Source organism: Pantoea sp. CFCC18177 (assembly GCF_059412425.1).
The window spans coordinates 1-26,020 of the sequence record NZ_JBNBPL010000041.1; the positions used below are offsets into that span (position 1 = coordinate 1).

General features: G+C 53.0%; 24 protein-coding genes and 1 riboswitch. Of the genes, 7 read left to right on the top strand and 17 right to left on the bottom strand.

Annotated features, from left to right (window positions below):
- The 3 genes from ACPUC8_RS25185 to purD form a co-directional block, all read left to right on the top strand.
- On the top strand, positions 1-204 hold a 204-nt coding region (locus ACPUC8_RS25185), incomplete at its 5' end, for a hypothetical protein (RefSeq protein WP_494927700.1).
- Between the two features lie 263 nt (positions 205-467).
- The gene (gene purH, locus ACPUC8_RS25190; RefSeq protein ID WP_283229343.1) at positions 468-2,057 is read left to right on the top strand and encodes a bifunctional phosphoribosylaminoimidazolecarboxamide formyltransferase/IMP cyclohydrolase; all 1,590 of its coding nucleotides are present in this window, start codon (positions 468-470) and stop codon (positions 2,055-2,057) included.
- Positions 2,058-2,075: 18 nt separating this feature from the next.
- Positions 2,076-3,356: a phosphoribosylamine--glycine ligase gene (gene purD, locus ACPUC8_RS25195; protein ID WP_039336787.1), complete on the top strand. Its 1,281-nt coding sequence runs from the start codon at positions 2,076-2,078 to the stop codon at positions 3,354-3,356.
- Between the two features lie 27 nt (positions 3,357-3,383).
- On the opposite strand, the gene ACPUC8_RS25200 is transcribed toward purD, so the two are convergent.
- The 7 genes from ACPUC8_RS25200 to nudC form a co-directional block, all read right to left on the bottom strand.
- Entirely contained in the window at positions 3,384-4,049 is a 666-nt protein-coding gene (locus ACPUC8_RS25200) for a DUF1481 domain-containing protein (RefSeq protein WP_494927701.1), read from the bottom strand.
- A 69-nt stretch (positions 4,050-4,118) separates the two neighbouring features.
- Positions 4,119-4,391, bottom strand: a complete 273-nt coding sequence (hupA, locus tag ACPUC8_RS25205) for a nucleoid-associated protein HU-alpha (RefSeq protein WP_006121511.1) — start codon at positions 4,389-4,391, stop codon at positions 4,119-4,121.
- A gap of 188 nt (positions 4,392-4,579) precedes the next feature.
- A complete protein-coding gene (locus ACPUC8_RS25210) occupies positions 4,580-5,170 on the bottom strand; it encodes a YjaG family protein (protein ID WP_039336795.1) in 591 nt (196 codons plus the stop codon).
- A 61-nt stretch (positions 5,171-5,231) separates the two neighbouring features.
- A complete protein-coding gene (gene nfi, locus ACPUC8_RS25215; RefSeq protein ID WP_494927702.1) occupies positions 5,232-5,900 on the bottom strand; it encodes a deoxyribonuclease V in 669 nt (222 codons plus the stop codon).
- A 2-nt stretch (positions 5,901-5,902) separates the two neighbouring features.
- Positions 5,903-6,007 (bottom strand): uroporphyrinogen decarboxylase family protein, encoded by a 105-nt coding sequence (locus ACPUC8_RS25220; RefSeq protein ID WP_494927705.1) that lies wholly within the window; start codon positions 6,005-6,007, stop codon positions 5,903-5,905.
- 12 nt (positions 6,008-6,019) lie between these two features.
- Complete coding sequence (gene hemE, locus ACPUC8_RS25225; RefSeq protein WP_058973434.1) at positions 6,020-7,087, bottom strand: uroporphyrinogen decarboxylase; 1,068 nt, start codon at positions 7,085-7,087, stop codon at positions 6,020-6,022.
- A gap of 39 nt (positions 7,088-7,126) precedes the next feature.
- Positions 7,127-7,900 carry an NAD(+) diphosphatase gene (nudC, locus tag ACPUC8_RS25230; protein WP_039336802.1) on the bottom strand — a complete coding sequence of 258 codons (774 nt, stop codon included), beginning with the start codon at positions 7,898-7,900 and terminating at the stop codon, positions 7,127-7,129.
- 87 nt (positions 7,901-7,987) lie between these two features.
- Here nudC and ACPUC8_RS25235 point away from each other — a divergent pair, with 87 nt between their 5' ends.
- The 3 genes from ACPUC8_RS25235 to thiE all read left to right on the top strand — a co-directional run bounded on the left by ACPUC8_RS25235 (position 7,988) and on the right by thiE (position 11,482).
- Positions 7,988-8,494 carry an Rsd/AlgQ family anti-sigma factor gene (locus ACPUC8_RS25235; RefSeq protein WP_039336805.1) on the top strand — a complete coding sequence of 169 codons (507 nt, stop codon included), beginning with the start codon at positions 7,988-7,990 and terminating at the stop codon, positions 8,492-8,494.
- A 227-nt stretch (positions 8,495-8,721) separates the two neighbouring features.
- Positions 8,722-8,822: riboswitch (TPP riboswitch) on the top strand.
- A 90-nt stretch (positions 8,823-8,912) separates the two neighbouring features.
- A complete protein-coding gene (gene thiC, locus ACPUC8_RS25240) occupies positions 8,913-10,838 on the top strand; it encodes a phosphomethylpyrimidine synthase ThiC (protein WP_058973436.1) in 1,926 nt (641 codons plus the stop codon).
- Positions 10,835-11,482 carry a thiamine phosphate synthase gene (gene thiE / locus ACPUC8_RS25245; RefSeq protein WP_494927703.1) on the top strand — a complete coding sequence of 216 codons (648 nt, stop codon included), beginning with the start codon at positions 10,835-10,837 and terminating at the stop codon, positions 11,480-11,482. Before thiC ends, thiE begins: the two co-directional genes overlap by 4 nt.
- Before the next feature lie 156 nt (positions 11,483-11,638).
- On the opposite strand, the gene ACPUC8_RS25250 is transcribed toward thiE, so the two are convergent.
- Entirely contained in the window at positions 11,639-13,093 is a 1,455-nt protein-coding gene (locus ACPUC8_RS25250) for an aminotransferase-like domain-containing protein (RefSeq protein WP_039336811.1), read from the bottom strand.
- 175 nt (positions 13,094-13,268) lie between these two features.
- Between ACPUC8_RS25250 and ACPUC8_RS25255 the strand changes: the two genes are divergently transcribed.
- Complete coding sequence (locus ACPUC8_RS25255; RefSeq protein WP_494927704.1) at positions 13,269-13,457, top strand: DUF1127 domain-containing protein; 189 nt, start codon at positions 13,269-13,271, stop codon at positions 13,455-13,457.
- Between the two features lie 60 nt (positions 13,458-13,517).
- Here the strand turns inward: ACPUC8_RS25255 and rpoC are convergent, their stop codons facing one another.
- From rpoC to ACPUC8_RS25300, 9 genes are all read right to left on the bottom strand, one after another.
- The gene (rpoC, locus tag ACPUC8_RS25260; protein WP_039336815.1) at positions 13,518-17,741 is read right to left on the bottom strand and encodes a DNA-directed RNA polymerase subunit beta'; all 4,224 of its coding nucleotides are present in this window, start codon (positions 17,739-17,741) and stop codon (positions 13,518-13,520) included.
- A gap of 78 nt (positions 17,742-17,819) precedes the next feature.
- Positions 17,820-21,848, bottom strand: coding sequence for a DNA-directed RNA polymerase subunit beta (gene rpoB, locus ACPUC8_RS25265; RefSeq protein ID WP_039336817.1), 4,029 nt, complete (start codon positions 21,846-21,848; stop codon positions 17,820-17,822).
- Positions 21,849-22,176: 328 nt separating this feature from the next.
- Complete coding sequence (gene rplL / locus ACPUC8_RS25270) at positions 22,177-22,539, bottom strand: 50S ribosomal protein L7/L12 (protein ID WP_039336819.1); 363 nt, start codon at positions 22,537-22,539, stop codon at positions 22,177-22,179.
- Between the two features lie 66 nt (positions 22,540-22,605).
- Positions 22,606-23,103, bottom strand: coding sequence for a 50S ribosomal protein L10 (gene rplJ / locus ACPUC8_RS25275; protein ID WP_007886294.1), 498 nt, complete (start codon positions 23,101-23,103; stop codon positions 22,606-22,608).
- A gap of 349 nt (positions 23,104-23,452) precedes the next feature.
- The gene (gene rplA / locus ACPUC8_RS25280) at positions 23,453-24,157 is read right to left on the bottom strand and encodes a 50S ribosomal protein L1 (RefSeq protein WP_034828901.1); all 705 of its coding nucleotides are present in this window, start codon (positions 24,155-24,157) and stop codon (positions 23,453-23,455) included.
- Between the two features lie 3 nt (positions 24,158-24,160).
- Positions 24,161-24,589: a 50S ribosomal protein L11 gene (gene rplK, locus ACPUC8_RS25285; RefSeq protein ID WP_008108393.1), complete on the bottom strand. Its 429-nt coding sequence runs from the start codon at positions 24,587-24,589 to the stop codon at positions 24,161-24,163.
- Between the two features lie 147 nt (positions 24,590-24,736).
- Positions 24,737-25,282, bottom strand: a complete 546-nt coding sequence (nusG, locus tag ACPUC8_RS25290) for a transcription termination/antitermination protein NusG (protein ID WP_010616908.1) — start codon at positions 25,280-25,282, stop codon at positions 24,737-24,739.
- Position 25,283: 1 nt separating this feature from the next.
- Complete coding sequence (secE, locus tag ACPUC8_RS25295; RefSeq protein WP_039336825.1) at positions 25,284-25,667, bottom strand: preprotein translocase subunit SecE; 384 nt, start codon at positions 25,665-25,667, stop codon at positions 25,284-25,286.
- Between the two features lie 227 nt (positions 25,668-25,894).
- Positions 25,895-26,020 (bottom strand): EF-Tu C-terminal domain-related protein (locus ACPUC8_RS25300; RefSeq protein ID WP_494927706.1); only part of this gene is annotated, 126 nt, incomplete at its 5' end.

A 26,020-nucleotide genomic window follows, 5' to 3' on the forward strand; every position in this document is an offset into this window, starting at 1 on the left:
AGCGGTGCAATCAGCGCCTTAAGCTGCTGTTGCGAGGTGGCGTATATTACGCTTTCCTCCTTCAGAGTCAAACACTTTTTTCAGCGTTTTTCATCTGGCGGAAGTTCTTATCGAAGCTTCCTGTCGACACCGCACTTCGTAAACCGTTGTGCCGTCTCGATGGATGCGCATTATAGGGAGTTGTTCGCAGCGCGCAACCGCTAAATTCAATAAAAACAACTGTTCGCTGCATTCCACAGCAAAACCCCGCCTTATACCCACTTACACACAATGTTATCCACATTCATCGGCACAACTGAATTTAGGCGAGCATCACGCAAACGTTTTCGCTACAATGCCCGGCGACGTCAAGGATGCCCCTTTTGGGGCGTTACATGAAGCAGGTGTTCTCTTCTATATAGAAGGAAACGCTAAGCTTGATGTAACGCTCTTATTTATGCGAAACAAAGCCAAGGGATAAAACCACCATGCAACAACGTCGTCCTGTACGCCGCGCGCTACTCAGTGTCTCTGATAAAGCCGGTATCCTCGAATTTGCTCAGGCACTCTCCAGCCGTGGTGTTGAGCTGCTCTCCACAGGTGGTACTGCTCGCCTGCTGGCAGATGCGGGCCTGCCCGTTACTGAAGTTTCTGACTACACCGGTTTCCCGGAAATGATGGATGGACGCGTCAAAACGCTGCACCCGAAAGTGCATGGCGGCATTTTAGGCCGTCGCGGCACCGACGATGCGATCATGTCCGAACATGCTATCAGCCCAATCGATATGGTTGTCGTCAACCTTTACCCCTTCGCCCAGACTGTTGCTAAAGCGGGTTGCACCCTGGAAGACGCCGTAGAGAACATCGATATCGGTGGTCCAACTATGGTGCGCTCCGCGGCGAAGAACCATAAAGACGTCGCGATTGTGGTGAAGAGCAGCGACTACGAGGCCATCATTGCCGAGCTGGACGCTAACGAAAACTCTCTGACGCTGGACACCCGTTTTGATCTGGCCATCAAAGCGTTCGAACACACCGCCGCTTACGACAGCATGATTGCCAACTACTTCGGTAGCCTGGTCCCGGCTTATCACAGCGACAGCAAAGAACCAGCCGGCCGCTTCCCACGCACCATGAACCTAAACTTCATCAAGAAGCAGGACATGCGTTACGGTGAGAACAGCCATCAGGATGCTGCTTTCTATATAGAAGAGAATGTAGCGGAAGCTTCCGTTGCTACCGCAGAACAAGTTCAAGGCAAAGCGCTCTCCTATAACAACATCGCGGATACCGATGCTGCGCTGGAATGCGTTAAAGAGTTTGACGAACCTGCTTGTGTCATCGTGAAACATGCGAACCCATGCGGCGTTGCCGTAGGTGGTTCCATTCTTGATGCGTACGAGCGCGCCTACAAAACCGACCCAACGTCAGCCTTCGGCGGCATCATCGCTTTCAACCGCGAGCTGGATGAAGCCACCGCGCAAGCGATTATCAGCCGTCAGTTCGTGGAAGTGATCATCGCACCTTCTGCTAGCGAAGCAGCACTGAAAGTAACCGCGGCTAAGCAGAATGTACGCGTTCTGGTCTGTGGCCAGTGGCAGGGCCGTGTTGCCGCACTGGACTTCAAACGTGTTAACGGTGGCCTGCTGGTGCAGGATCGCGATCTTGGGATGGTGGATGCCAGCCAACTCCGCGTGGTGACCAAGCGTCAGCCAAGCGAGCAAGAGCTGCGTGATGCCCTGTTCTGCTGGAAGGTCGCTAAGTTCGTTAAATCCAACGCCATTGTGTATGCGCGTGACAATATGACCATCGGCATCGGCGCTGGCCAGATGAGCCGTGTTTACTCTGCCAAAATCGCTGGCATTAAAGCCGGTGACGAAGGTCTGGAAGTCAAAGGTTCTGCCATGGCTTCAGATGCGTTCTTCCCGTTCCGCGACGGTATCGATGCGGCAGCGGCAGTGGGTATCTCATGTGTGATTCAGCCTGGCGGTTCTATTCGTGATGACGAAGTCATTGCCGCCGCCGATGAACACGGCATTGCCATGATCTTCACCGACATGCGTCACTTCCGCCATTAATCCTCTGGAGCTGTAAAGATGAAAATATTAGTGATTGGTAATGGCGGACGTGAACACGCGCTGGCATGGAAGGCTGCACAGTCACCACTGGCTGAAACGGTGTTTGTGGCACCGGGCAATGCAGGTACCGCACTGGAACCTGCATTACAGAACGTAGCGATCAGCGCCACCGATGTGCCTGCGCTGTTGGCCTTTGCCCAGCAAGAGAACATCGATCTGACCATCGTGGGTCCCGAAGCTCCGCTGGTCATTGGTGTCGTGGATGCTTTCCGCGCTGCAGGTCTGAAGATCTTTGGCCCGACTCAAGCTGCCGCCCAATTAGAAGGCTCTAAAGCATTCACCAAGGATTTCCTGGCGCGCCAGCAGATCCCAACCGCCGAATACCAGAACTTTACCGAAGTTGAGCCTGCGCTGGCTTACCTGCGTGAGAAAGGCGCACCGATCGTCATCAAAGCTGACGGCTTAGCCGCGGGCAAAGGCGTTATCGTTGCGATGGAACTGGCTGAAGCTGAAGCCGCCGTGCAGGACATGCTGGCAGGCAACGCCTTTGGCGATGCAGGCCACCGTATTGTGATTGAAGAGTTCCTTGACGGCGAAGAAGCCAGTTTCATCGTGATGGTCGATGGTGACAACGTACTGCCAATGGCCACCAGCCAGGATCACAAACGTGTAGGCGATGGTGATACCGGTCCAAACACCGGCGGTATGGGGGCTTACTCACCTGCTCCGGTCGTCACCGATGAGATCCACCAGCGCGTGATGGATCAGATCATCTGGCCAACCGTGAACGGCATGAAAGCGGAAGGCAACACCTATACCGGTTTCCTGTATGCAGGTCTGATGATCGACAAAGCCGGCCAGCCGAAAGTGATCGAATTCAACTGCCGCTTTGGCGATCCAGAGACTCAGCCGATCATGCTGCGCTTGCAGTCTGACCTGGTTGAGCTGTGCCTGGCTGCGGTGGATGGCAAGCTGGATAAGCAGACCTCACAATGGGATCCGCGCCCATCGCTGGGTGTAGTTCTGGCTGCTGGCGGTTATCCTGCTGACTACAAAACTGGCGATCAAATTCACGGTCTGCCGTTGGAAGAAGTGCCGGATGGCAAAGTCTTCCATGCGGGCACAACGATGAAGGATGACGTAGTGGTCACTAACGGTGGTCGCGTACTCTGTGTTACCGCACTCGGTGAAGATGTCGCAGCGGCGCAAAAGAATGCCTATGCGTTAGCGCAACATATTTCCTGGGATGGCAGCTTCTGCCGTAAAGATATCGGTTACCGCGCGATCAACCGCAAGTAATCGGGTGGGCGGTCGCAAGGCCGCCCCCTAAAAATCACCCTCTCTCGGCTGCCAGCTGCACTCATCTTCTGGCGTTGCCCGTAAAAGCTGTACCCCTTCCGGCGCTTCTAACCACGACACCATTAACGGCTGCGGCTGGCTCTGTTGCTGCTGATTCAAGGTGCTGAGTGTTTCACTATCAAAAGGTGCATTAACGGTTTTACCGTCGCAGTCACGCACTTGCGTGCCGCCTAACCAGTGCCCCTGGCTCAGCAATACACGGCCACTCAGCAAAGCGTTACTCTGCTCCAGCATACGCTGGGCATCGAAACGATAGAGTTCGATGCTATCGCCGCTCACCGCTTCACGTCGGCCCGCCAACTGGCGCTGCATAAAGTTAAGATTACCGAGGGAGTCGAAACGCAGCGTAACATCGTCCGGCTGCTTGCCCGCTACACGGCGCTCTACGCTGGCCAGTTTATTCTGCTGCCAGTTGTAGTCGGTGGTCTCCATGGCATCGCCATTGAAGGGGGTGTAGACGGTACGAATATGGATAGCTTGATGGTCGCTATTTTTGCGCCAGATGCGCACAGTGCCGCGATCGGCTAAATAGCCACTCGCCGTAAAGGCAGGAAGATCAGGAGTTGTGCTACAGCCCGTGAGCAGCGCACCGAGAAACAGGGCGCAGACGCGCTGAGTAATCGTGTTCAGCATGACAGGCCCCAGTAACAAAAAGGGGCATTGACGCCCCTCTTTTAAAGCTTAAACCGCGATGCGGAAAACTTACTTAACAGCGTCTTTCAGAGCTTTACCAGAGACGAATGCTGGCACGTTAGCTGCAGCAATTTTGATCTCTTTACCAGTCTGTGGGTTACGACCGGTACGCTCTGCGCGGTGGTTCACTTTAAAAGTACCAAAACCAACCAGTTGTACAGCATCACCTTCTTTCAGAGACTCAGTGATCGCAGCCAGGGTAGATTCCAGCGCAGCTTTAGCCTGGGTTTTTGACAGGTCAGCTTTCTCTGCGATCACATCAATCAGTTGAGTCTTGTTCATAAGTTATCCTTAAAGTGTATTTATCGCTTGCTAAGCAACGAGTGCGAGGGAAAAGCCATATTCTGGCACTCTTCAGCCTGCACGCAAAGATAGCCACAATTTTCAGCCCCCCAAATGTAGACCAGACAGGGGGCTGATGTGAAGCCTCCAGGCGCGGTAATTCGGGCCTGAAGTCACGTTTTCTCGCCTTATTGCTGAAAAAGTATACCGATGTTACTGATTCCCGCTTCGCGCAGGTCAGAACGTAACCCCTTAATCAGCTCCAGGTCGCGCTCCTCGCAGTCTGCCAGCAGGCGAAAAATCTCCCACTGCAGATCCCATTCATCAATGACAGCCTGATTTTCGCGCAGCTCCGCATCGGTCATTTCGCGACCGGCCTGGGTCATTTCCAGGATAGCCACGGTGGTGATCGACGTACGGCTGACTTCGATGGCGTGCTCCAGCGTTTCACCACTCAGCAATGCATGCAGCATTTCACTCAGGGCTACGCAGGCGTCAATCGCTGGATGAACGCCGTAGACATCAAAATCATCACCATCTGGAATCGCAGCTTCCAGCTTTTCCAGTTGGCTGTCGAAGTTGATCTTGGCGTCTTTCACCGTCAGGCTTTCCCAGACAAGATCCAGGATGCGACGATAGAGCTGCGGGTCGGCAAATTCAGTCTGCTGACAGAAGGCCCAGTAGTTAGGGAACATCCGCTCGCACAGACAGGCCATAAAGGTCATATGCTGCCAGCTTTCCAGCTTAGCCAGACGCAAATGGACGGGGTTCTGTAACATCAACTTACTCTCAATAGGTTAGCTGGCGGCAGTGTACCGCAAAAGCCGCGCGCAAACAGCGTTAACGCGCATTTTGCCAACGTAGAAATGTCGAACGGTTCGACGCCACCGCATCGGCCCAACGCGTAGGCTCAGGTAAACGATAGCCAGCCGTGCACAATTCGACCCAATGCAGCGCACTCGCCAGGCTAATCCGATGCCCGGTAGAAACGAACAGTGGATTACAGCGCGCCTTACTGCGCCACACCCAACCAATCTGCTCGCTTTTATCCATCAACGGTTGGCAGCTACCTGGCTCAGGGTCCAGTTCGGCAAATTGACCGCACAGCCGTTTCTTGGCCACGCCAATGGTTGGCACATCCACCAGCAAGCCAAAATGGGCGGCAACGCCAAGCCGACGCGGATGAGAAATACCATGACCATCGACGAATAAGAGATCGGGTTGATGCGTGAGTTGCTGCCAGGCGGCCTGTAGCGCAGGCACTTCGCGGAATGATAAGAAGCCAGGTATATACGGCATGATGGTTTCAATACGCGCGATGCGATGTTCAACCAACTGTAATGAAGGATATTCCAATACCACCAGCGCGGCGCGCGTAACGGCGCCTTCCTGCTCAAAACCGACGTCTGCACCGGCAATGTAGCGTGGCGGCAGGATGTCAAAATCATCCTGCCGCACAACCTCAGCAGCGCGCTGTAGCTGTTCAGCCCGAAGCGCAGCTAAATCCATGCTTAGCCTTGATGGTAAGGGCGTGACAGGCGGTGTACTGCTTCTACAAAGGCACCCGCGTGTTCAGGTGGTACATCGGGGTGAATACCATGGCCGAGGTTANGCAGCTAAATCCATGCTTAGCCTTGATGGTAAGGGCGTGACAGGCGGTGTACTGCTTCTACAAAGGCACCCGCGTGTTCAGGTGGTACATCGGGGTGAATACCATGGCCGAGGTTAAACACGTGGCCTTCACCTTTACCGAAGCCTTCCAGAATACCTGCGACTTCCTGCTCGATACGCGCTGGCGGCGCATACAACATGGAAGGATCCATATTGCCCTGCAGCGCCACTTTGTCACCCACACGACGGCGTGCATCAGCAATATCAGTGGTCCAGTCCAGACCCAGCGCATCACAACCGGTTGCCGCTATCGCTTCCAACCACTGTCCGCCGCCTTTGGTGAACAGCGTAATCGGTACACGACGACCTTCATTTTCGTGCAGCACGCTATCAACGATTTTATGCATGTAATACAGCGAGAACTCGCGATAATCACGCCCCGTCAACACACCGCCCCAGGTATCAAATACCATGACCGACTGAGCACCGGCTTTGATCTGGGCGTTTAGATACAGAATGACGCTGTCAGCCAGCTTATCGAGCAACTTGTGCAGCGTTTGTGGCTCGGCATACATCATCTTTTTGATTTTGGTGAAGGCTTTGCTGCTACCGCCTTCAACCATATAGGTTGCCAGCGTCCACGGGCTGCCAGAGAAACCAATCAGCGGGACTTCGCCTTTAAGGTTGTGACGAATGGTACGCACCGCGTTCATCACGTATCCCAGTTCCTGCTCGGGATCGGGAATCGGCAGCTTATCGACATCTGCGCGGCAAGTAATAGGATTGGAGAAACGCGGGCCTTCACCCGTTTCAAAATAGAGCCCCAGCCCCATCGCATCGGGAATGGTCAAAATATCGCTGAAGAGGATCGCCGCATCCAGCGCATAACGACGCAGCGGCTGCAACGTGACTTCACACGCCAGCTCCGCATTCTTACACAGCGACATAAAATCACCGGCCTCAGCGCGCGTGGCTTTGTACTCCGGTAAATAACGCCCGGCTTGTCGCATCATCCACACCGGTGTGACATCTACCGGCTGGCGTAACAGGGCGCGCAGATAACGATCGTTCTTCAGTTCACTCATAATGGGCTCTCTCATGCTAAGGCCGCCAGTGTAGCATTTTCACGAGGCGCTGGCGCGGCACAGGGCAACGGTATCTTCAATCAAACGACGGGCCACCGTCCCAGCCGGGGGTAACAGCGGAAGATCGTCATAGCGATACCAGCCCGCATCCAGTAACTCTTTGCCATCATGCTGCAACTCGCCGCCTTCGTATTCCGCCATAAACGCCATCATCAGAGAGTGCGGGAATGGCCACGGCTGTGAAGTGACATAACGGACGTTCTTGACCCGCACATTACTCTCCTCCATCACCTCTCGCGCCACGGCCTGCTCCAGCGTCTCTCCAACCTCAACAAAGCCAGCTAATACTGTGTAAATGCTGTTGCGGTGACGCGCATGATTGGCGAGCAATATCTCATCGCCTCGACGAATCGCGACGATTATGCAGGGAGCAATTTGTGGGTAATAGCGCTCACGGCAATGGTGACACAGGCAGGCAAATTCGCGTTTACTGAGATGCATTTCATGCCCACAGTAACCACACCAGCGATGGGAACGGTAAAACTCCGCCAGTTGTACACCGCGCCCAGCAATCTGGAACAAGCCGACATCTTCGTCGATAAGCTGGCGAACAGAGGCCATATTGTCAGGGCGTGATTCACGCACCAACCAGACATTTTCACCCTGCCATTCGCCAATCAATATGCCCGCGCTACCCACTAAGCCAAAATCGCTCGATAAGCCATGCGGCAGCTCACCTTGCGGCAACCAAAGTTTTTGCTCATGGCTGACAATCCACCAGCCAGCGTCTACGCTTGAGATCTCACGTTGCATCTTATTCGTTGTCCTTAGCGTCAAATGGCACGCTGAATCCTGATGTTAAGTGTCGAATAAACAACTATAACTCACTTGGAGCCCCATATGCTGACCCAGTTAGATGACCTGACAGAGCGTGTAGGTGGCGGTAATGAATTAGTCGACACTTGGTTGCGCGCCCGTCGACAGTTGCTCGTCACGTATTACGAGTTAATTGGCATCAAGCCGAATAAAGATGCGCTTTCAGCGCTGGATGAACAGGCACTGGATGCGTTTTGCCACAATCTGGTGGATTACCTCTCCACCGGGCATTTCAGTATTTACGAACGCATCATCAACGAAATGCAAGGTGACAGCCCGTTAATTGCCGCGTCTCAGATCTACCCCGCGCTCGAGGCCAACACCGATAGCATCATGCAGCTGTATGACAGCCATCTTCAGCAAGCCATCAATGATGATAACTGTGTTGAGTTTCAGAAGGCGCTCTCCGAAGTGGGTGAAGTACTGGAGTCACGTTTTACGCTGGAGGATAAACTGGTAAAACTGGCCTGGGATAACCAGCTGGCAAGCGTTCCGGTCGCCAATGAGAGCCCCATTGCACGTCCTGCTTAACCCCGAAAGATGTAAAAGGCTTGTTATTCCGAAAAAGCCCTCTTATGCTGAATGGGCTTTTTTTTATTGCCCTCTTTATGAGCGGCAAGTTTGTGGTTTAAGCGTAGCGTGCGCAGCCAGTTCACGCACGGACAGCGCGCAGGGACCGGAGCGTACACGAAGTACGTGACGGTCACGAGCACTGCCCAGGCGAGAAATGGCAAGCAAAGTAGCTTAAACCGCAAACGCACACCTTGTCGGAGTGCCCCCCGGGGCTGAGACCGTTAATTCGGGATCCGCGGAACCTGATCAGGTTAGTACCTGCGAAGGGAACAAGAGTAGACATAACCAGAACGATGCGTGTTGGCGCCCGGTATCGCTTCTGTTACTCCTTCCGAACTCTGGACAAGCAACTTCCCCTTAAATCAGGAAATTTGCTATGTCTGTTGCTAAAACTTCTCGTCGTGAACAACGTGCACAAGCGCAGGAATTTATTGATTCACTGCAAGGCACCGCTTTTCCCAACTCAAAACGTATCTGGATCACCGGTAGCCGTGAGGATATTCGTGTACCGATGCGCGAAATCCAGCTGAGCCCAACTCAGATTGGCGGCACCAGAGAGAACCCTAAGCTTGAGCCGAATGAAGCTGTGCCGGTGTATGACACCGCAGGTGCTTATGGTGACCCGGAAGCCACTATCGATGTGCATCAGGGATTGGCGAAATTGCGTGCCAGCTGGATTGCCGAACGTGATGACAGCGAAGCGATCCACCAGCTAAGTTCCAGTTATACCCAGCAGCGCTTGGCCGATGAGGGACTGGATCATCTGCGCTTTGAGCACCTACCCCAGCCACGCCGTGCGAAAACCGGCCGCTGTGTGACGCAGTTGCACTATGCTCGACAGGGAATGATTACGCCTGAAATGGAGTTTATTGCGGTCCGTGAAAACATGGGGCGCGAACGTATTCGTGGTGAAGTGCTGCTGCAACAACATCCCGGGCACAGCTTCGGGGCGCATCTGCCGGAAAACATTACCGCCGAATTTGTCCGCCAGGAAGTGGCCAGCGGTCGAGCCATTATCCCCTCCAACATTAATCACCCTGAATCTGAACCGATGATCATTGGCCGTAACTTTTTGGTCAAAGTGAATGCCAATATCGGCAACTCGGCGGTGAGTTCATCGATTGAGGAGGAAGTAGAGAAACTGGTGTGGTCAACGCGCTGGGGCGCCGATACCGTGATGGACCTCTCCACAGGCCGTTACATCCATGAAACGCGGGAATGGATTTTGCGAAACAGTCCGGTGCCGATTGGAACCGTACCGATTTATCAGGCGCTGGAGAAGGTTAACGGCGTAGCGGAAGATCTGAACTGGGAAATCTTCCGCGACACCCTGCTTGAGCAAGCCGAACAGGGCGTCGATTACTTCACCATTCACGCGGGCGTGCTGTTGCGCTATGTTCCGATGACCGCCAAACGTCTGACCGGCATTGTCTCGCGCGGGGGATCGATCATGGCGAAGTGGTGCCTGTCGCATCATCAGGAGAGTTTCCTGTATCTGCACTTCCGCGAGATCTGCGAGATCTGTGCGGCTTATGATGTTGCCCTCTCACTGGGTGATGGTCTGCGTCCAGGGTCGATTCAGGATGCCAACGATGAAGCGCAGTTTGCCGAACTGCACACCTTGGGTGAGCTAACGAAGATCGCCTGGGAATACGATGTGCAGGTGATGATTGAAGGCCCTGGCCACGTGCCAATGCAGATGATCCGCCGTAACATGACCGAACAGCTGGAGCACTGCCATGAAGCGCCGTTTTATACGCTCGGACCACTCACCACAGATATCGCACCCGGTTATGATCACTTCACATCAGGAATTGGTGCCGCGATGATTGGTTGGTTTGGCTGTGCCATGCTGTGCTACGTCACACCGAAAGAGCACTTGGGTCTGCCAAATAAAGAAGATGTGAAACAGGGATTGATCACCTATAAAATCGCCGCCCATGCGGCCGATCTGGCGAAGGGGCATCCCGGAGCCCAGATCCGCGATAATGCCATGTCGAAAGCGCGTTTCGAATTCCGCTGGGAAGATCAATTCAATCTGGCACTCGATCCGCACACCGCGCGAGCCTACCACGATGAAACCTTGCCGCAGGAATCAGGGAAAGTCGCTCACTTCTGCTCGATGTGCGGCCCCAAATTCTGCTCAATGAAAATTACTCAGGAAGTGCGTGAATATGCTGCTCGCCAGCAGGCAGAAGCGCAGCCGATTGAAATTGGCATGGCGCAAATGTCAGACGCCTTCCGTAGCCGTGGTGGTGAGATCTATCACGCCGCCGATGCCCTTAAAGAGGAAAAAGTATGACCGACGCCTTTCCGGCCACCGCCCCGAAACTGGGGCTGTATCCCGTTGTTGATAGCGTAGAGTGGATTAAACGCCTGCTGGAAGCCGGTGTGCGCACCCTGCAACTGCGTATCAAAGATTGCCAGGATCATGAAGTGGAAGATGCCGTGCGCGAAGCCATTGCGCTGGGTAAACAGTACCGCGCACGCTTGTTTATCAATGATTACTGGCGATTAGCGATCAAATACAACGCTTACGGTGTTCACCTTGGCCAGGAAGATTTGGACGTAGCGGATCTGCAGGCGATCCGCCAGGCAGGTTTACGTCTCGGTTTATCAACTCATGATGATGCCGAACTGGACCGCGCCCTGGCACTTCGCCCCTCTTATATTGCTTTAGGGCATATTTATCCGACGCAAACTAAAGACATGCCCTCCGCTCCGCAGGGCGTAATCGAACTCAAACGTCATCTGGCGCGATTGCAGGACGTGCCAACCGTCGCCATCGGCGGCATTTCACTGGCGCGGGTGCCGGAAGTGCTGGCCACAGGGGTGGGCAGTATTGCGGTCGTCAGCGCCATTACTCAGGCGGCTGACTGGCGTAAGGCAACACAAACGTTGCTCGACCTGGTTGAATCTGGAACCCAGCCTGCAGAGTTGATGTAACTGGCTGCAATAGAGTGATAAAGACCGGAATATGGCGCGAAGCCTGATTTTATAAGGCTAGCGCCTAAAGCTGACTTCGCTAAAGTGTGCCTGCCCGCTGCCGCTTGCAGTGGGCCAGGGCTGGTCTTCCTCTCTCCCCAGCCCTGCCTTTCCAACTTAATTCGTCAGGGAAGTGGCATGCAGCGTTTCAGCATTACAGGCCAGCATGGCCTGCTCCACCGCAGCACCCAGTTGGGCAATCGCCTGCTCAGTATGCTCGTTAATGGGCAAACCGTAATTCAGGCGCAGACAGTTACGATATTTTCCCGAGGCGGAAAACAACGACCCAACGGCGACCTGTATCTTCAGAGTACGCAGCTCAGTGTTAAGTCGAACAGCGTCAAACGCTTCTGGCAGTTCGATCCACATCAGGAAGCCCCCCTGGGGACGAGACACGCAAATCCCACAGGGAAAATAGTGGCGTACCCAGCAGCTAAAGATGTCGTAATTCCGTTGATACACCTGACGCATACGACGGATATGTGGGCCGTAATGACCTTGACGAACAAACTCGGCGACAGCATGTTGTGGCTGCGTGGCCGTTGATCCGGTACTGATATATTTCATGTGCAACACGCGGTCACGATATCGTCCCGGCGCCACCCAGCCAACGCGTAAACCGGGCGCCAGCGTTTTAGAAAAAGAGCTGCACAACAATACGCGGCCATCCATATCCAAAGACTTGATGGTTATCGGTCGCGGGTATTCCCACGCCAGCTCACCGTAAACGTCGTCTTCGATAATGGCCGCATCAAAGCGCTGTGCCAATGCCAGCAATGCCCGCTTACGCGATTCAGGCATGATGAATCCCAGCGGGTTGTTGCAGTTGGGGACCACCACAACCGCTTTAATTGGCCACTGTTCAAAAGCCAGTTCAAGCGCTTCAAGACTCATGCCGGTGACGGAATCCGTGGGAATTTCGATCGCGCGGATCCCAAAACCGCGTAACGTTTGCATCGTGCCATGGAAAGTAGGCGATTCCACCGCAATGATATCGCCCGGATCGCACACTGCGCGGATCGATATCGACAACGCCTCATGGCAGCCCGTGGTGGCAACGATGTCATCGGCGCTGAGCTGGCAGCCACTGTCTATCGCCAGCCTGGCGACTTGCTCGCGTAATGCACTGACACCCACCAGGCTGTCATAATTGAGCAAGCCAGCATCCTGCTTCTGCGCCATGCGACTTTGGATTTTCCATAACGGCTTTAACGTTGGCTGGGTTAAATCCGGTATGCCACTGCCCAGTTGCAGCACATCACTGTCCATTCGGCTGCTCAGCAACTCCAGTACCGATTCCCATTGCGTGATCTCCACGGGCCGCTGCGCTGGGCGGGTCATGCCAGGTACCGGTGGGGTCGATTTTCGAGTTGCAACGAAATAACCGGATCGCGGCTGTGGCACAATCAGCTGCTTCTCTTCCAGTAAATGGTACGCCTGCTGTACGGTGCTAATGCTGACGCCGTGTTCCAGACTCAACGTGCGTACTGACGGTAAACGTTCTCCACTGCGATAGAGGCCTTGTTCAATCCTGTCCGACAGCAGACAGGCCAAATGCTGATAGCGCGTCATCGTATCCCACCTCATCTTATTCAGCAGCGAAAACCAGTACAGATTGACACCCTTTCTACCATTCAGATCGCTGAATATGCAATCTGTATGTTAAAGATAAGTGTTTTTTGAATCTGTATTGAATCGATGCAGAAATGGACAATGTGACCCAGACATCTCACTGAGGGCACAAATAATGGAATTCGATCAAAACCGAGCGGCTAAACCTTTTGATGTAACATTGCTGGATATTTTGCGCGGCGCGCGTAGCGCGGTGAGAAACTGGCGTAACAGACGTGAGACGCGGAAAATTTTGTCTCACCTGAGCGATGCCCAACTGCGCGACATTGGGCTGACTCGACACGATGTCTGCCGCAAGGATTAAATTCAGATTAAAAAAAACCCTGCCGAGGCAGGGTTTTTTATCGATCAGACTTAGCAACGATTACTCGTCGTCGCTACCGCCCAGACCGGCGTTCAGCAGTTCAGCCAGGCTTGCAGAGGCTTCATCCGCAGTCACCTGCGGAGCAACCGGTGCTTCACCCGCAGAGCGGCGACGCATACGATCCTGATGGTAAGCATAACCGGTACCGGCTGGGATCAGACGACCCACGATCACGTTCTCTTTCAGGCCGCGCAGTTCATCGCGCTTACCTGCTACAGCTGCTTCGGTCAGGACACGAGTGGTTTCCTGGAACGATGCGGCAGAGATGAACGATTCGGTAGCCAGTGACGCTTTGGTGATACCCAGCAGATCGCGCATAAAGGTTGCGCCGATTTTGCCATTCGCTTCAAGTTCACGGTTAGAGATCTTGATGCGGGAGTATTCAGCCTGCTCGCCTTCCAGGAAGTCGGAGCTGCCCACGCTAGCGATGGTTGCTTTACGCAGCATCTGACGAACGATGACTTCAATGTGCTTATCGTTAATCTTAACGCCTTGCAGACGGTAAACTTCCTGCACTTCGTTAGTGATGTAACGGGTCACAGCATGGACGCCACGCAGACGCAGGATGTCGTGCGGAGACTCTGGGCCGTCAGAAACAACGTCACCACGTTCTACACGTTCACCTTCGAATACGTTCAGCTGACGCCATTTTGGAATCATCTCTTCGTACGGATCGCTACCATCAACCGGTGTAATCACCAGACGACGCTTACCTTTGGTCTCTTTACCGAAGGAGATGATACCGCTGATCTCCGCCAGAATAGCTGGCTCTTTCGGACGACGCGCTTCGAACAGGTCAGCAACGCGTGGCAGACCACCGGTGATGTCCTTGGTACCGCCAGATTCTTGCGGAACACGCGCCAGGGTATCACCCGAGCTGATCTTCACGCCATCTTCCAACTGCACAATCGCTTTGCCCGGCAGGAAGTACTGTGCTGGCATATCAGTACCAGGGATCAGAACATCATTACCGTTCGCATCAACGATTTTCAGCGCAGGACGCAGATCTTTACCGCCCGCAGTACGTTCTGCAGAATCCAGAACCACCAGCGATGACAGACCGGTTAAATCGTCAGTCTGACGAGTAATGGTCTGACCGTCGATCATGTCAGTGAAGCGAATGAAACCGCCCACTTCCGTGATAACCGGCATGGTATGTGGATCCCAGTTTGCTACGGTCTCGCCCGCTGCAACCTGCTCGCCATCACCTTTGGCCATGACCGCACCGTAAGGCACTTTATAGCTCTCTTTGGTACGACCGAACTCGTCGATCATTTTCAGCTCAACGTTACGTGAGACGATAACCAGTTTCCCTGAGGAGTTGGTTACCGACTTGGCGTTAGTCAGCTTGATAGTACCTTTATTCTTCACCTGGATGCTGGATTCAGCAGCCGCACGAGATGCCGCACCACCGATGTGGAACGTACGCATCGTCAGCTGTGTACCCGGCTCACCGATGGACTGTGCTGCGATAACGCCGATGGCCTCACCTTTGTTGATGATGTGACCACGTGCCAGATCGCGACCGTAGCAGTGTGCACACACACCGAAGTCGGTTTCACAGCCAACAACCGAACGCACTTTGATCGCATCGACTGAGTTCAGTTCGATCACATCACACCAGTGCTCATCGATCAGGGTGTTACGCGGGATCAGGATGTCTGCAGTGCCTGGTTTCAGGACATCTTCAGCCGTCACACGGCCCAGAACACGCTCACGCAGTGGCTCTTTAACGTCGCCACCTTCGATGACCGGAGTCATCATGATGCCTTCGAATGTGCCACAGTCGTCTTCGGTCACCACCAGATCCTGCGCAACGTCAACCAGACGACGCGTCAGATAACCGGAGTTAGCGGTTTTCAGTGCGGTATCCGCCAAGCCTTTACGCGCACCGTGCGTCGAGATGAAGTACTGGAGTACGTTCAGACCTTCACGGAAGTTCGCGGTGATTGGCGTTTCGATGATTGAGCCATCTGGCTTAGCCATCAGACCACGCATACCGGCCAGCTGACGAATCTGTGCTGCAGAACCACGCGCACCGGAGTCGGCCATCATGTAGATGCTGTTGAACGACACCTGCTGCTCTTCTTCGCCGTGACGGTTGATCACAGTTTCAGTTTGCAGGTTGTCCATCATCGCTTTGGAAACGCGTTCGTTGGCTGCGGCCCAGATATCGATGACTTTGTTGTAACGTTCGCCAGCAGTAACCAGACCAGACTGGAACTGTTCCTGAATCTCAGCAACTTCTGCTTCCGCTTCCGCGACGATTTCCGCTTTCTTAGCCGGGATCACCATGTCGTCGATACCAACAGAGGCACCTGAACGGGCTGCGTAAGCAAAGCCGGTGTACATGGTCTGGTCAGCAAAGATAACGGTCGGCTTCAGGCCCAAGATGCGGTAACAGGTGTTCAGCATTTTGGAGATAGCTTTCTTACCCAGCGCCTGGTTGACGATAGAGTAAGGCAGGCCTTTCGGTACGATCATCCACAGAATCGCACGACCAATGGTGGTGTCGATAATGCTGGTTTTCGCAACGAACTCTTCCTGCTCGTTTTTGCTGTATTCGGTGATACGCACTTTAACGCGCGCATGCAGCTCGGCCTGGCCAGCGCGGTAAACACGCTCAGCTTCTTTCGGGCCAGTCAGCACCATGCCTTCGCCTTTGGCGTTCACTTTGTCGCGGGTCATGTAGTACAGACCCAAAACAACGTCCTGAGAAGGAACGATGATTGGCTCGCCGTTCGCAGGTGACAGGATGTTGTTGGTAGACATCATCAGCGCACGCGCTTCCAGCTGGGCTTCCAGCGTCAGCGGTACGTGAACAGCCATCTGGTCACCATCGAAGTCGGCGTTATATGCCGCACAAACCAGCGGGTGCAGCTGGATCGCTTTACCTTCGATCAGAACCGGTTCAAACGCCTGGATACCTAAACGGTGCAGAGTTGGTGCACGGTTCAGCAGTACCGGGTGTTCGCGGATAACTTCGTCCAGGATATCCCAAACGACAGCTTCTTCGCGCTCAACCATTTTCTTCGCGGCTTTGATGGTGGTGGCCAGGCCACGCAGTTCCAGCTTGCCGTAAATGAACGGTTTGAACAGCTCCAGTGCCATTTTCTTCGGCAGACCGCACTGATGCAGACGCAGGTATGGACCTACGGTGATAACAGAACGACCGGAGTAGTCAACACGCTTACCAAGCAAGTTCTGACGGAAACGACCCTGCTTACCTTTGATCATATCAGCCAAAGATTTCAGAGGACGTTTGTTAGAGCCGGTGATGGCACGACCGCGACGGCCGTTATCCAGCAGGGCATCTACCGCTTCTTGCAGCATACGTTTTTCGTTACGTACGATGATATCTGGCGCAGCCAGATCCAGCAGACGTTTCAGACGGTTGTTACGGTTGATCACGCGACGATACAGATCGTTCAGATCTGACGTAGCGAAACGACCGCCGTCCAGCGGTACCAGCGGACGCAGATCTGGCGGCAGAACCGGCAGAACGGTCAGGATCATCCACTCTGGCTTGTTACCAGACTGAACGAACGCTTCCAGCAGCTTGATACGCTTGGTCAGCTTTTTACGCTTGGTCTCGGAGTTGGTTTCGTTCAGCTCTTCACGCAGCTGCTCGCACTCTTGCTCCAGATCCATGTTTTTCAGCAGCGCCTGGATAGCTTCCGCACCCATCTTCGCGTCGAATTCGTCACCGAACTCTTCCAGCGCATCAAGATACTGCTCTTCCGTCAGAATCTGACGTTTTTCCAGGTTGGTCATGCCGCCTTCGATCACAACATAAGATTCGAAGTACAGCACGCGCTCGATATCACGCAGTGGCATATCCAGCAGCAAGCCGATACGCGAAGGCAGTGATTTCAGGAACCAGATATGCGCAGTTGGAGAAGCCAACTCGATATGGCCCATACGCTCACGACGTACCTTGGTCTGTGTAACTTCAACGCCACACTTCTCACAGATCACGCCACGATGCTTCAAACGCTTGTACTTACCGCACAGGCATTCGTAATCTTTTACCGGTCCAAAAATACGGGCGCAGAAAAGACCGTCACGCTCCGGTTTGAAGGTACGGTAGTTAATGGTTTCTGGCTTTTTAACTTCACCAAAAGACCATGAACGGATCATGTCAGGCGAGGCCAGAGCAATTTTGATCGCATCAAACTCTTCGGTCTTAGTTTGCGCTTTCAGAAACTTAAGTAAGTCTTTCACGGATTAGCTCCCGTCGGAGTGGAACTCTCAGGGACGCGCGCCTGAGGTGCGCGTCCCGTAACCAGTACTTGCGAGTACTTACTCGTCTTCCAGCTCGATGTTGATACCCAGCGAGCGAATCTCTTTCAACAGTACGTTGAAGGATTCCGGCATGCCCGGTTCCATCTGATGGTTGCCATCGACGATGTTTTTATACATCTTCGTACGGCCGTTAACGTCATCAGATTTAACGGTCAGCATTTCCTGCAGGGTATACGCAGCACCGTAAGCTTCCAGTGCCCACACTTCCATCTCACCGAAGCGCTGACCACCGAACTGAGCTTTACCACCCAGCGGCTGCTGAGTAACCAAGCTGTAAGAGCCGGTAGAACGTGCGTGCATCTTGTCGTCAACCAAGTGGTTCAGTTTCAGCATGTACATGTAACCTACGGTTACCTGACGCTCGAACTGCTCACCGGTACGGCCGTCGAACAAGGTGATCTGACCGGAAGAAGGCAGGCCGCCGAGCTGCAGCAGCTCTTTGATCTCGCTTTCTTTCGCACCGTCAAACACTGGTGTTGCGATTGGCATACCTTTTTTCAGGTTCTCTGCCAGACGCAGCACTTCGTCGTCGGTGAAGGTGTTCAGGTCAACTTTCTGACGCACGTCGGTGCCCAAATCGTAGGCGCGCTGGATGAAATCACGCAGTTTGGCGACTTCTTCCTGCTTCTTCAGCATCGCATTGATTTTCTCACCAATGCCTTTCGCTGCCATCCCGAGGTGGGTTTCCAGGATCTGACCGATGTTCATACGTGACGGTACGCCCAGCGGGTTCAATACGATATCGACCGGCGTACCGTTCTCATCGTAAGGCATATCTTCGATCGGGTTGATCTTAGAGATAACACCCTTGTTACCGTGACGACCTGCCATCTTGTCACCAGGCTGGATCTGACGCTTAACAGCCAGATACACCTTCACGATTTTCAGCACGCCTGGTGCCAAATCATCGCCTTGGGTGATCTTGCGACGCTTAGCTTCGAGTTTCTTCTCAAACTCGTGCTTCAGCTCGTCATACTGCTCAGCCAGCTGTTCCAGAGAGTTTTGCTTCTCTTCGTCAGTCAGGCCCAGCTCTAACCAGCGCTCGCGTGGCAGTTTGTCCAGCTTCTCAGCTTCAACGCCACCCGAGATCAGTACAGCCTGAATACGGCTGAACAGACCGGCTTCAAAGATTTGCAGTTCTTCAGACAGGTCTTTCTTAACCTGCTTCAGCTGCATCTCTTCGATTTCCAGTGCACGTTTGTCTTTTTCCACGCCATCGCGGGTGAAGACCTGAACGTCGATAACCGTACCGGAAACACCGTTTGGTACACGCAGAGAAGAGTCTTTAACGTCAGACGCTTTCTCACCGAAGATCGCACGCAGCAGTTTCTCTTCTGGAGTCAGCTGGGTTTCACCTTTCGGCGTGACCTTACCAACCAGAATGTCGCCACCGGTCACTTCCGCACCGATATACACGATACCGGACTCATCCAGCTTGGAGAGCGCAGCTTCACCCACGTTCGGGATGTCAGCGGTGATCTCTTCTGGCCCCAGCTTGGTGTCACGAGACACACAGGCCAGTTCCTGGATGTGGATAGTGGTGAAACGGTCTTCCTGTACAACACGCTCAGAAACGAGGATGGAGTCTTCGAAGTTGTAACCGTTCCATGGCATGAATGCCACGCGCATGTTCTGACCCAGCGCCAGTTCACCGAGATCGGTAGACGGGCCATCTGCCAGCACGTCGCCACGCTCAATTGGCTCACCCAGAGAGACACACGGCATCTGGTTGATGCAGGTGTTCTGGTTAGAACGGGTGTACTTGGTCAGGTTGTAGATGTCGATACCCGCTTCGCCCGGATACATCTCATCTTCGTTAACTTTGATAACGATACGAGAAGCATCAACGTACTGAACGGAACCGCCACGTTTCGCTACGGCAGTAACACCGGAGTCAACCGCTACTGCACGTTCCATACCGGTACCAACCAGCGGCTTATCAGCGCGCAGAGTTGGAACGGCCTGACGTTGCATGTTCGCACCCATCAAGGCGCGGTTAGCATCATCGTGCTCCAGGAACGGGATCAGTGACGCACCGACAGAAACGACCTGTTGGGTCGAAACGTCCATGTAGTCAACTTGATCGCGGCTGAACAGGCTTGATTCACCTTTGCTACGGCAGGTGACGAGATCGTCAACAAAGCTACCATCTTCAGCAAGGTTGGTGTTCGCCTGAGCGATAACGTAGTTACCCTCTTCAATTGCAGAGAGGTAATGAATTTCGTCACTCACTTTGCCGTCAACAACGCGACGATACGGAGTCTCAAGGAAGCCGTATTCGTTAGTCTGCGCGTAAACAGAAAGGGAGTTGATCAGACCGATGTTCGGACCTTCAGGCGTTTCGATTGGGCATACACGACCGTAGTGGGTTGGGTGTACGTCACGCACTTCGAAGCCTGCGCGTTCACGGGTCAGACCGCCTGGGCCCAGAGCAGAGATACGACGCTTATGCGTGATCTCAGACAACGGGTTGTTCTGGTCCATAAACTGTGACAGCTGGCTGGAACCGAAGAACTCTTTCACCGCAGCAGAAATCGGCTTGGCGTTGATCATGTCCTGTGGCATCAGCGTGTCGAGGTCGCCCAGAGAAAGACGCTCTTTCACTGCGCGTTCAACACGGACCAGACCTACACGGAACTGGTTTTCTGCCATCTCACCGACTGAACGGATACGACGGTTGCCGAGGTGATCGATATCATCCACTTCACCGATACCGTTACGGATACCGATCAGCTTCTTCATCACTTCGATGATGTCATCTTTGCTCAGGATGCCTGAACCTTCGATCTCATCACGCAGCAGAGAACGGTTGAACTTCATGCGGCCAACCGCAGAAAGATCGTAACGATCTTCAGAGAAGAACAAGTTCTCGAACAGGTTTTCCGCTGCTTCACGTGTTGGTGGCTCGCCAGGACGCATCATGCGGTAGATCTCAACCAGCGCGCTCAGGCGATCGTTGGTTGGGTCAACACGCAGGGTCTCGGAAATGTACGGGCCGTGATCCAAATCGTTAGTGAACAGGGTTTCGATGCGCTTGTGGCCTGACTGGCTCAGTTTCGCCAGCAGATCCAGTGACAGTTCCATGTTCGCAGGAACAATCAGCTCACCGGTGTTCAGATCGACGTAGTCTTTAGCGACCACTTTGCCAGCGATATATTCAACCGGCACTTCGATGTGCTGAATACCGTCTTTTTCCAGCTGACGAATGTGACGCGCAGTGATGCGACGACCTTTCTCAACGTAGACCGTGCCATTGGCTTCGATATCGAAGCTGGCGGTTTCACCACGCAGGCGCTCAGGCACCAGTTCCATCTGCAGTTTGTTATCGCGAATTTCATAAACCACTTTATCAAAGAACAGATCGAGGATTTGTTCAGTGGTGTAGTTCAGTGCGCGCAGAATGATACTGGCCGGCAGCTTACGGCGACGGTCAATACGGACGAAGAGGTTGTCTTTCGGGTCAAACTCGAAGTCGAGCCATGAACCACGGTAAGGGATGATACGTGCGTTATACAGCACTTTACCAGACGAGTGCGTCTTACCCTTGTCGCTGTCAAAGAACACGCCAGGACTACGATGCAGCTGAGAAACGATAACACGCTCAGTACCGTTGATAACAAAGGTACCGTTGTCGGTCATGAGCGGAATTTCGCCCATGTAGACTTCTTGTTCTTTAATGTCTTTTACGGTGCCTTCTGGCGCTTCGCGCTCATAGATCACCAGACGCAGTTTCACGCGCAGCGGTGCCGAATAGGTCACGCCACGGATCTGACATTCAGTTACGTCAAAGACCGGCTCACCCAAACGGTAGCTGACATACTGCAACTCAGAGTTGCCGCTGTAGCTTGAGATTGGGAATACGGAGCGGAAGGCAGCTTCCAGACCGTACTGGCCTTCTGGATCTTGCTCGATAAACTTCTGGAACGAGTCAAGCTGGATAGAAAGGAGATAAGGTATGTCCAGTACTTGTGGACGTTTACCAAAATCCTTACGAATACGTTTTTTCTCGGTATAGGAGTAAACCATAGGGTTCCTCAGCTAGCTGACATGTCGAACCACGCTGTCCGTCCTGATAGGACAGTTCATGCAACACTATTTTGTTTTTCATGCGATGCGCAGCACCCCATGCAATACGTCTTTCTATCACTCTTAAATCATTTCGTCGCCGTTGCGCAGGCAGGGAACCCTCACAGGAAAGCGATATATTAAGTCGTCGATAGAAAAAGATATTGAAGAGAAACAATGGACAAACAGTGCGAAACGCCATCGTTCCTCTGTAGCGCAAAAAGGCTGGTGACCAAAAAGTCACCAGCCATCAGCCTGGAGTTACTCAGGCTGCAACCCGAAGGTTGTCTTACTTAACTTCAACTTCAGCGCCAGCTTCTTTCAGCAGTGCTTCCAGAGCAGCTGCGTCATCTTTGCTGATGCCTTCTTTGATTGGGCCAGTAGCTTCAACCAGGTCTTTAGCTTCTTTCAAGCCCAGACCAGTTGCAGTACGTACAGCTTTGATTACTGCAACTTTGTTAGCGCCAGCAGCTTTCAGAATTACGTCGAATTCAGTTTTCTCTTCAACAGCTTCAGCTGGGCCAGCAGCAACAGCTACAGCGGCAGCAGCAGAAACGCCGAATTTTTCTTCCATAGCAGAAACCAGCTCAACTACTTCCATTACGGACATAGCTGCAACTGCTTCCAGAATTTGATCTTTAGTGATAGACATATCGATTGTTCCTAAAAAACAGATAAAGTTTATACGTTAGCAAGTACGAAGGAAAAGAAGATGGCCTTAAGCCGCTTCTTTTGCATCGCGTACAGCAGCCAGAGTGCGGACCAGTTTGCCAGCAGCGGCTTCTTTCATGGTCGACATCAGACGTGCCAGTGCTTCTTCGTAAGTCGGCAGAGTTGCCAGACGGTCAATATTGGCCGCCGTGATCAGCTCACCTTCAAAGGCTGCAGCTTTGACCTCAAATTTTGCATTCGCTTTCGCGAAATCTTTGAACAGACGAGCAGCAGCGCCCGGGTGTTCCAAAGAATATGCAATCAGGGTCGGACCAACAAACGTGTCTTTCAGGCACTCGAAAGGAGTACCTTCAACGACGCGGCGCAGCAGGGTGTTGCGAACAACACGCATGTAAACGCCAGCTTCACGACCTGCTTTACGCAGTTCGGTCATTTTATCAACGGTAACGCCACGGGAATCCGCAACAACCGCTGAAAGCGCACCTTTGGCTACTTCGCTAACTTCAGCAACAATCGCTTGTTTGCCTTGAAGATTTAATGCCATTAGCTTTGCTCCTGGATTTAACCGGGAATAATTTCCCGGAACTCACTTCACTCATCAACCCGAAGGTCACGAGCGCTATTACACGGTGAGCAGAATCCAGCTAAGAAAAAATTCTTTTTGGTTCTGTCACCGTCTACGCAGGGTATTAAGCAATTTACCCGAAGATATTTCGCTCCTGCGGTCTTGGACGGAGGCCAGGATAAGGCCTGGCTCCAACCTAAGTCACTGAAGGAGTGGGCAATTAAGCTTTAACCATCAGTGACTTTGAATCTGGGTTCTGAATTGAGCATTCAATCAGAACAACGGGCGTAAGATTCTAGATGAATTTTTCGCCCGTTTCAAGCAGCAATTAGTTTGCTGCTGCGCTCAGACCAGCCTGGTCAACGGCAACGCCGGCGCCCATGGTGGTAGAGATGCTAACTTTCTTGATGTACACGCCTTTAGCCTGAGATGGTTTCGCTTTTTTCAGCGCAACCAGCAGAGATTCCAGGTTTTCTTTCAGTTTGTCAGCGTCGAAGTCCACTTTACCGATGGTAGTGTGGATGATGCCGTTTTTGTCGTTACGATAACGAACCTGACCTGCTTTAGCGTTTTTCACTGCTTCAGCAACGTTAGGGGTTACAGTACCGACTTTCGGGTTTGGCATCAGGCCACGTGGACCCAGAACCTGGCCCAACTGGCCAACAACGCGCATTGCATCTGGAGATGCAATAACAACGTCAAAGTTCATTTCGCCTTTTTTGATCTGATCAGCCAGGTCTTCCATACCTACCAGCTCAGCGCCAGCTGCTTTAGCAGCTTCAGCGTTTGCGCCTTGGGTGAAGACGGCAACACGTACTGAACGACCAGTACCGTGTGGCAGAACAGTCGCGCCGCGAACGTTCTGGTCAGATTTACGAGCATCGATGCCCAGGTTAACAGCAACGTCAACGCTTTCAACGAACTTAGCAGTAGCCAGTTCTTTCAGCAGCGCGATAGCTTCAGCGATGTCGTACTGCTTGGTCGCATCAACTTTGTCACGGATTACGCTCATGCGCTTGGTCAGCTTAGCCATTTATTAATCCTCTACTACCAGGCCCATGGAACGTGCAGTACCTTCGATAGAGCGAGTCATCGCTTCTACGTCAGAACCAGTCATGTCCGCAGCTTTGGTCTCTGCGATTTCACGTACTTGAGCACGCGTTACTTTACCGACTTTGTCTTTGTTCGGCTTACCAGAACCAGACTTGATGCCCGCTGCTTTTTTCAGCAGAACGGCAGCCGGAGGCGTTTTGGTAACGAAGGTGAAAGAACGGTCGCTGTATACAGTGATAACAACTGGAGTAGGCAGGCCTTTCTCCAGAGATTCTGTTTTGGCGTTGAACGCTTTACAGAATTCCATGATGTTAACACCCTGCTGACCCAGTGCTGGACCAACAGGTGGACTTGGGTTCGCCATACCAGCTGCAACTTGCAGCTTGACGTAGGCTTGTACTTTCTTAGCCATGATATTTCCTCAAATGGGTTATAGCGCCTGAAAACAGGCTCCCCGTGATTACGATTTACACGCTGTTACCAGCGCATAAAAACAAAAGGCGCGAAATTATAGGTAAATTTCGCGCCTTCTGCAAGAGCTAAAAAGTGAACAAACGGGTTAACCTTTCTCCACCTGAGCAAAGTCGAGTTCTACTGGTGTTGCACGACCGAAGATGGAAACAGAAACCTTTAGGCGGCTCTTTTCGTAATCCACTTCTTCCACCACACCGTTGAAGTCAGCAAATGGACCGTCGTTGACACGTACCATCTCGCCTGGTTCGAACAGCGTTTTCGGACGCGGCTTATCACCTACCTGCTGCAGGCGGTTCATAATCGCATCGACTTCTTTGTCACTAATCGGTGCAGGACGGTCAGAGGTACCACCAATGAAGCCCATTACACGCGGTACACTGCGCACTAAGTGCCAGCTGGCGTCATTCATCACCATCTGGACCAGTACGTAGCCAGGGAAGAATTTACGTTCGCTTTTGCGACGCTGGCCGCCACGGATTTCCACGACTTCTTCAGTCGGCACCATGACTTCGCCAAACAGTTCTTCCATGTTGTGCAGTTTGATATGCTCTTGCAGCGACTTCGCTACGCGGGCTTCAAAACCGGAAAACGCCTGAACGACGTACCAGCGTTTTTTTGGAGCTTCAGACATCTCAGAACCTCAGGCCAGTAATAAACGATACCAGACGGACCAGAATACCATCCAGCCCCCACAAAATCAGTGACATCACGGCAGTGACCGCGGCAACGATTAACGTGGTGTGCAATGTTTCCTGGCGAGTCGGCCAAATGACCTTACGCATTTCGGTTCTTGCTTCACGAGCAAAAGCCACGGTCGCTTTGCCTTTAATAGTCAGCAACGCAATACCGCCCGCCGCAGCGATCAGTACTACAACAGCCAGCGCGCGCAGAGGCAGCGTGACATCACGATAAATATAGTTACCCACGATTGCTACTAACAGCAATGCGATAACACCAATCCACTTTATCGCTTCCAGGCCGCGTCCGCTTCCTTGAGCTTCGGTATTCGCACTCATAAACCAACCTGCCACAATAATTCAGAAACAATTCTGCCCCGCAGAGCGAGGCATCCAAACCGAATGAGCTTTTGGGCGTAACTCGGTATCCGACGCCGTAGACCAGAGCCTGTCTCAGCAATGATTATGATCGAAAATCACTGATGAGCCAGGTTCTATGTAACAGCGTGCAAAAAGGGCATCAAATGATGCCCTTTTCATGTGCATTGCGTCAAATATTATCGCAATTAAGCGATGATTTCAGCAACAACACCCGCACCAACAGTACGGCCGCCTTCACGGATTGCGAAACGCAGACCCTGATCCATAGCGATTGGCTTGATCAGAGTAACAGTCATTTTCACGTTGTCGCC

Coding starts and splice junctions, on each gene's coding strand:
- purH (WP_283229343.1), top strand. CDS start 468: ATGCAACAACGTCGTCCTGTACGCCGCGCGCTACTCAGTGTCTCTGAT.
- purD (WP_039336787.1), top strand. CDS start 2,076: ATGAAAATATTAGTGATTGGTAATGGCGGACGTGAACACGCGCTGGCA.
- ACPUC8_RS25200 (WP_494927701.1), bottom strand. CDS start 4,049: ATGCTGAACACGATTACTCAGCGCGTCTGCGCCCTGTTTCTCGGTGCG.
- hupA (WP_006121511.1), bottom strand. CDS start 4,391: ATGAACAAGACTCAACTGATTGATGTGATCGCAGAGAAAGCTGACCTG.
- ACPUC8_RS25210 (WP_039336795.1), bottom strand. CDS start 5,170: ATGTTACAGAACCCCGTCCATTTGCGTCTGGCTAAGCTGGAAAGCTGG.
- nfi (WP_494927702.1), bottom strand. CDS start 5,900: ATGGATTTAGCTGCGCTTCGGGCTGAACAGCTACAGCGCGCTGCTGAG.
- hemE (WP_058973434.1), bottom strand. CDS start 7,087: ATGAGTGAACTGAAGAACGATCGTTATCTGCGCGCCCTGTTACGCCAG.
- nudC (WP_039336802.1), bottom strand. CDS start 7,900: ATGCAACGTGAGATCTCAAGCGTAGACGCTGGCTGGTGGATTGTCAGC.
- ACPUC8_RS25235 (WP_039336805.1), top strand. CDS start 7,988: ATGCTGACCCAGTTAGATGACCTGACAGAGCGTGTAGGTGGCGGTAAT.
- thiC (WP_058973436.1), top strand. CDS start 8,913: ATGTCTGTTGCTAAAACTTCTCGTCGTGAACAACGTGCACAAGCGCAG.
- thiE (WP_494927703.1), top strand. CDS start 10,835: ATGACCGACGCCTTTCCGGCCACCGCCCCGAAACTGGGGCTGTATCCC.
- ACPUC8_RS25250 (WP_039336811.1), bottom strand. CDS start 13,093: ATGACGCGCTATCAGCATTTGGCCTGTCTGCTGTCGGACAGGATTGAA.
- ACPUC8_RS25255 (WP_494927704.1), top strand. CDS start 13,269: ATGGAATTCGATCAAAACCGAGCGGCTAAACCTTTTGATGTAACATTG.
- rpoB (WP_039336817.1), bottom strand. CDS start 21,848: ATGGTTTACTCCTATACCGAGAAAAAACGTATTCGTAAGGATTTTGGT.
- rplL (WP_039336819.1), bottom strand. CDS start 22,539: ATGTCTATCACTAAAGATCAAATTCTGGAAGCAGTTGCAGCTATGTCC.
- rplJ (WP_007886294.1), bottom strand. CDS start 23,103: ATGGCATTAAATCTTCAAGGCAAACAAGCGATTGTTGCTGAAGTTAGC.
- rplA (WP_034828901.1), bottom strand. CDS start 24,157: ATGGCTAAGCTGACCAAGCGCATGAGCGTAATCCGTGACAAAGTTGAT.
- rplK (WP_008108393.1), bottom strand. CDS start 24,589: ATGGCTAAGAAAGTACAAGCCTACGTCAAGCTGCAAGTTGCAGCTGGT.
- nusG (WP_010616908.1), bottom strand. CDS start 25,282: ATGTCTGAAGCTCCAAAAAAACGCTGGTACGTCGTTCAGGCGTTTTCC.
- secE (WP_039336825.1), bottom strand. CDS start 25,667: ATGAGTGCGAATACCGAAGCTCAAGGAAGCGGACGCGGCCTGGAAGCG.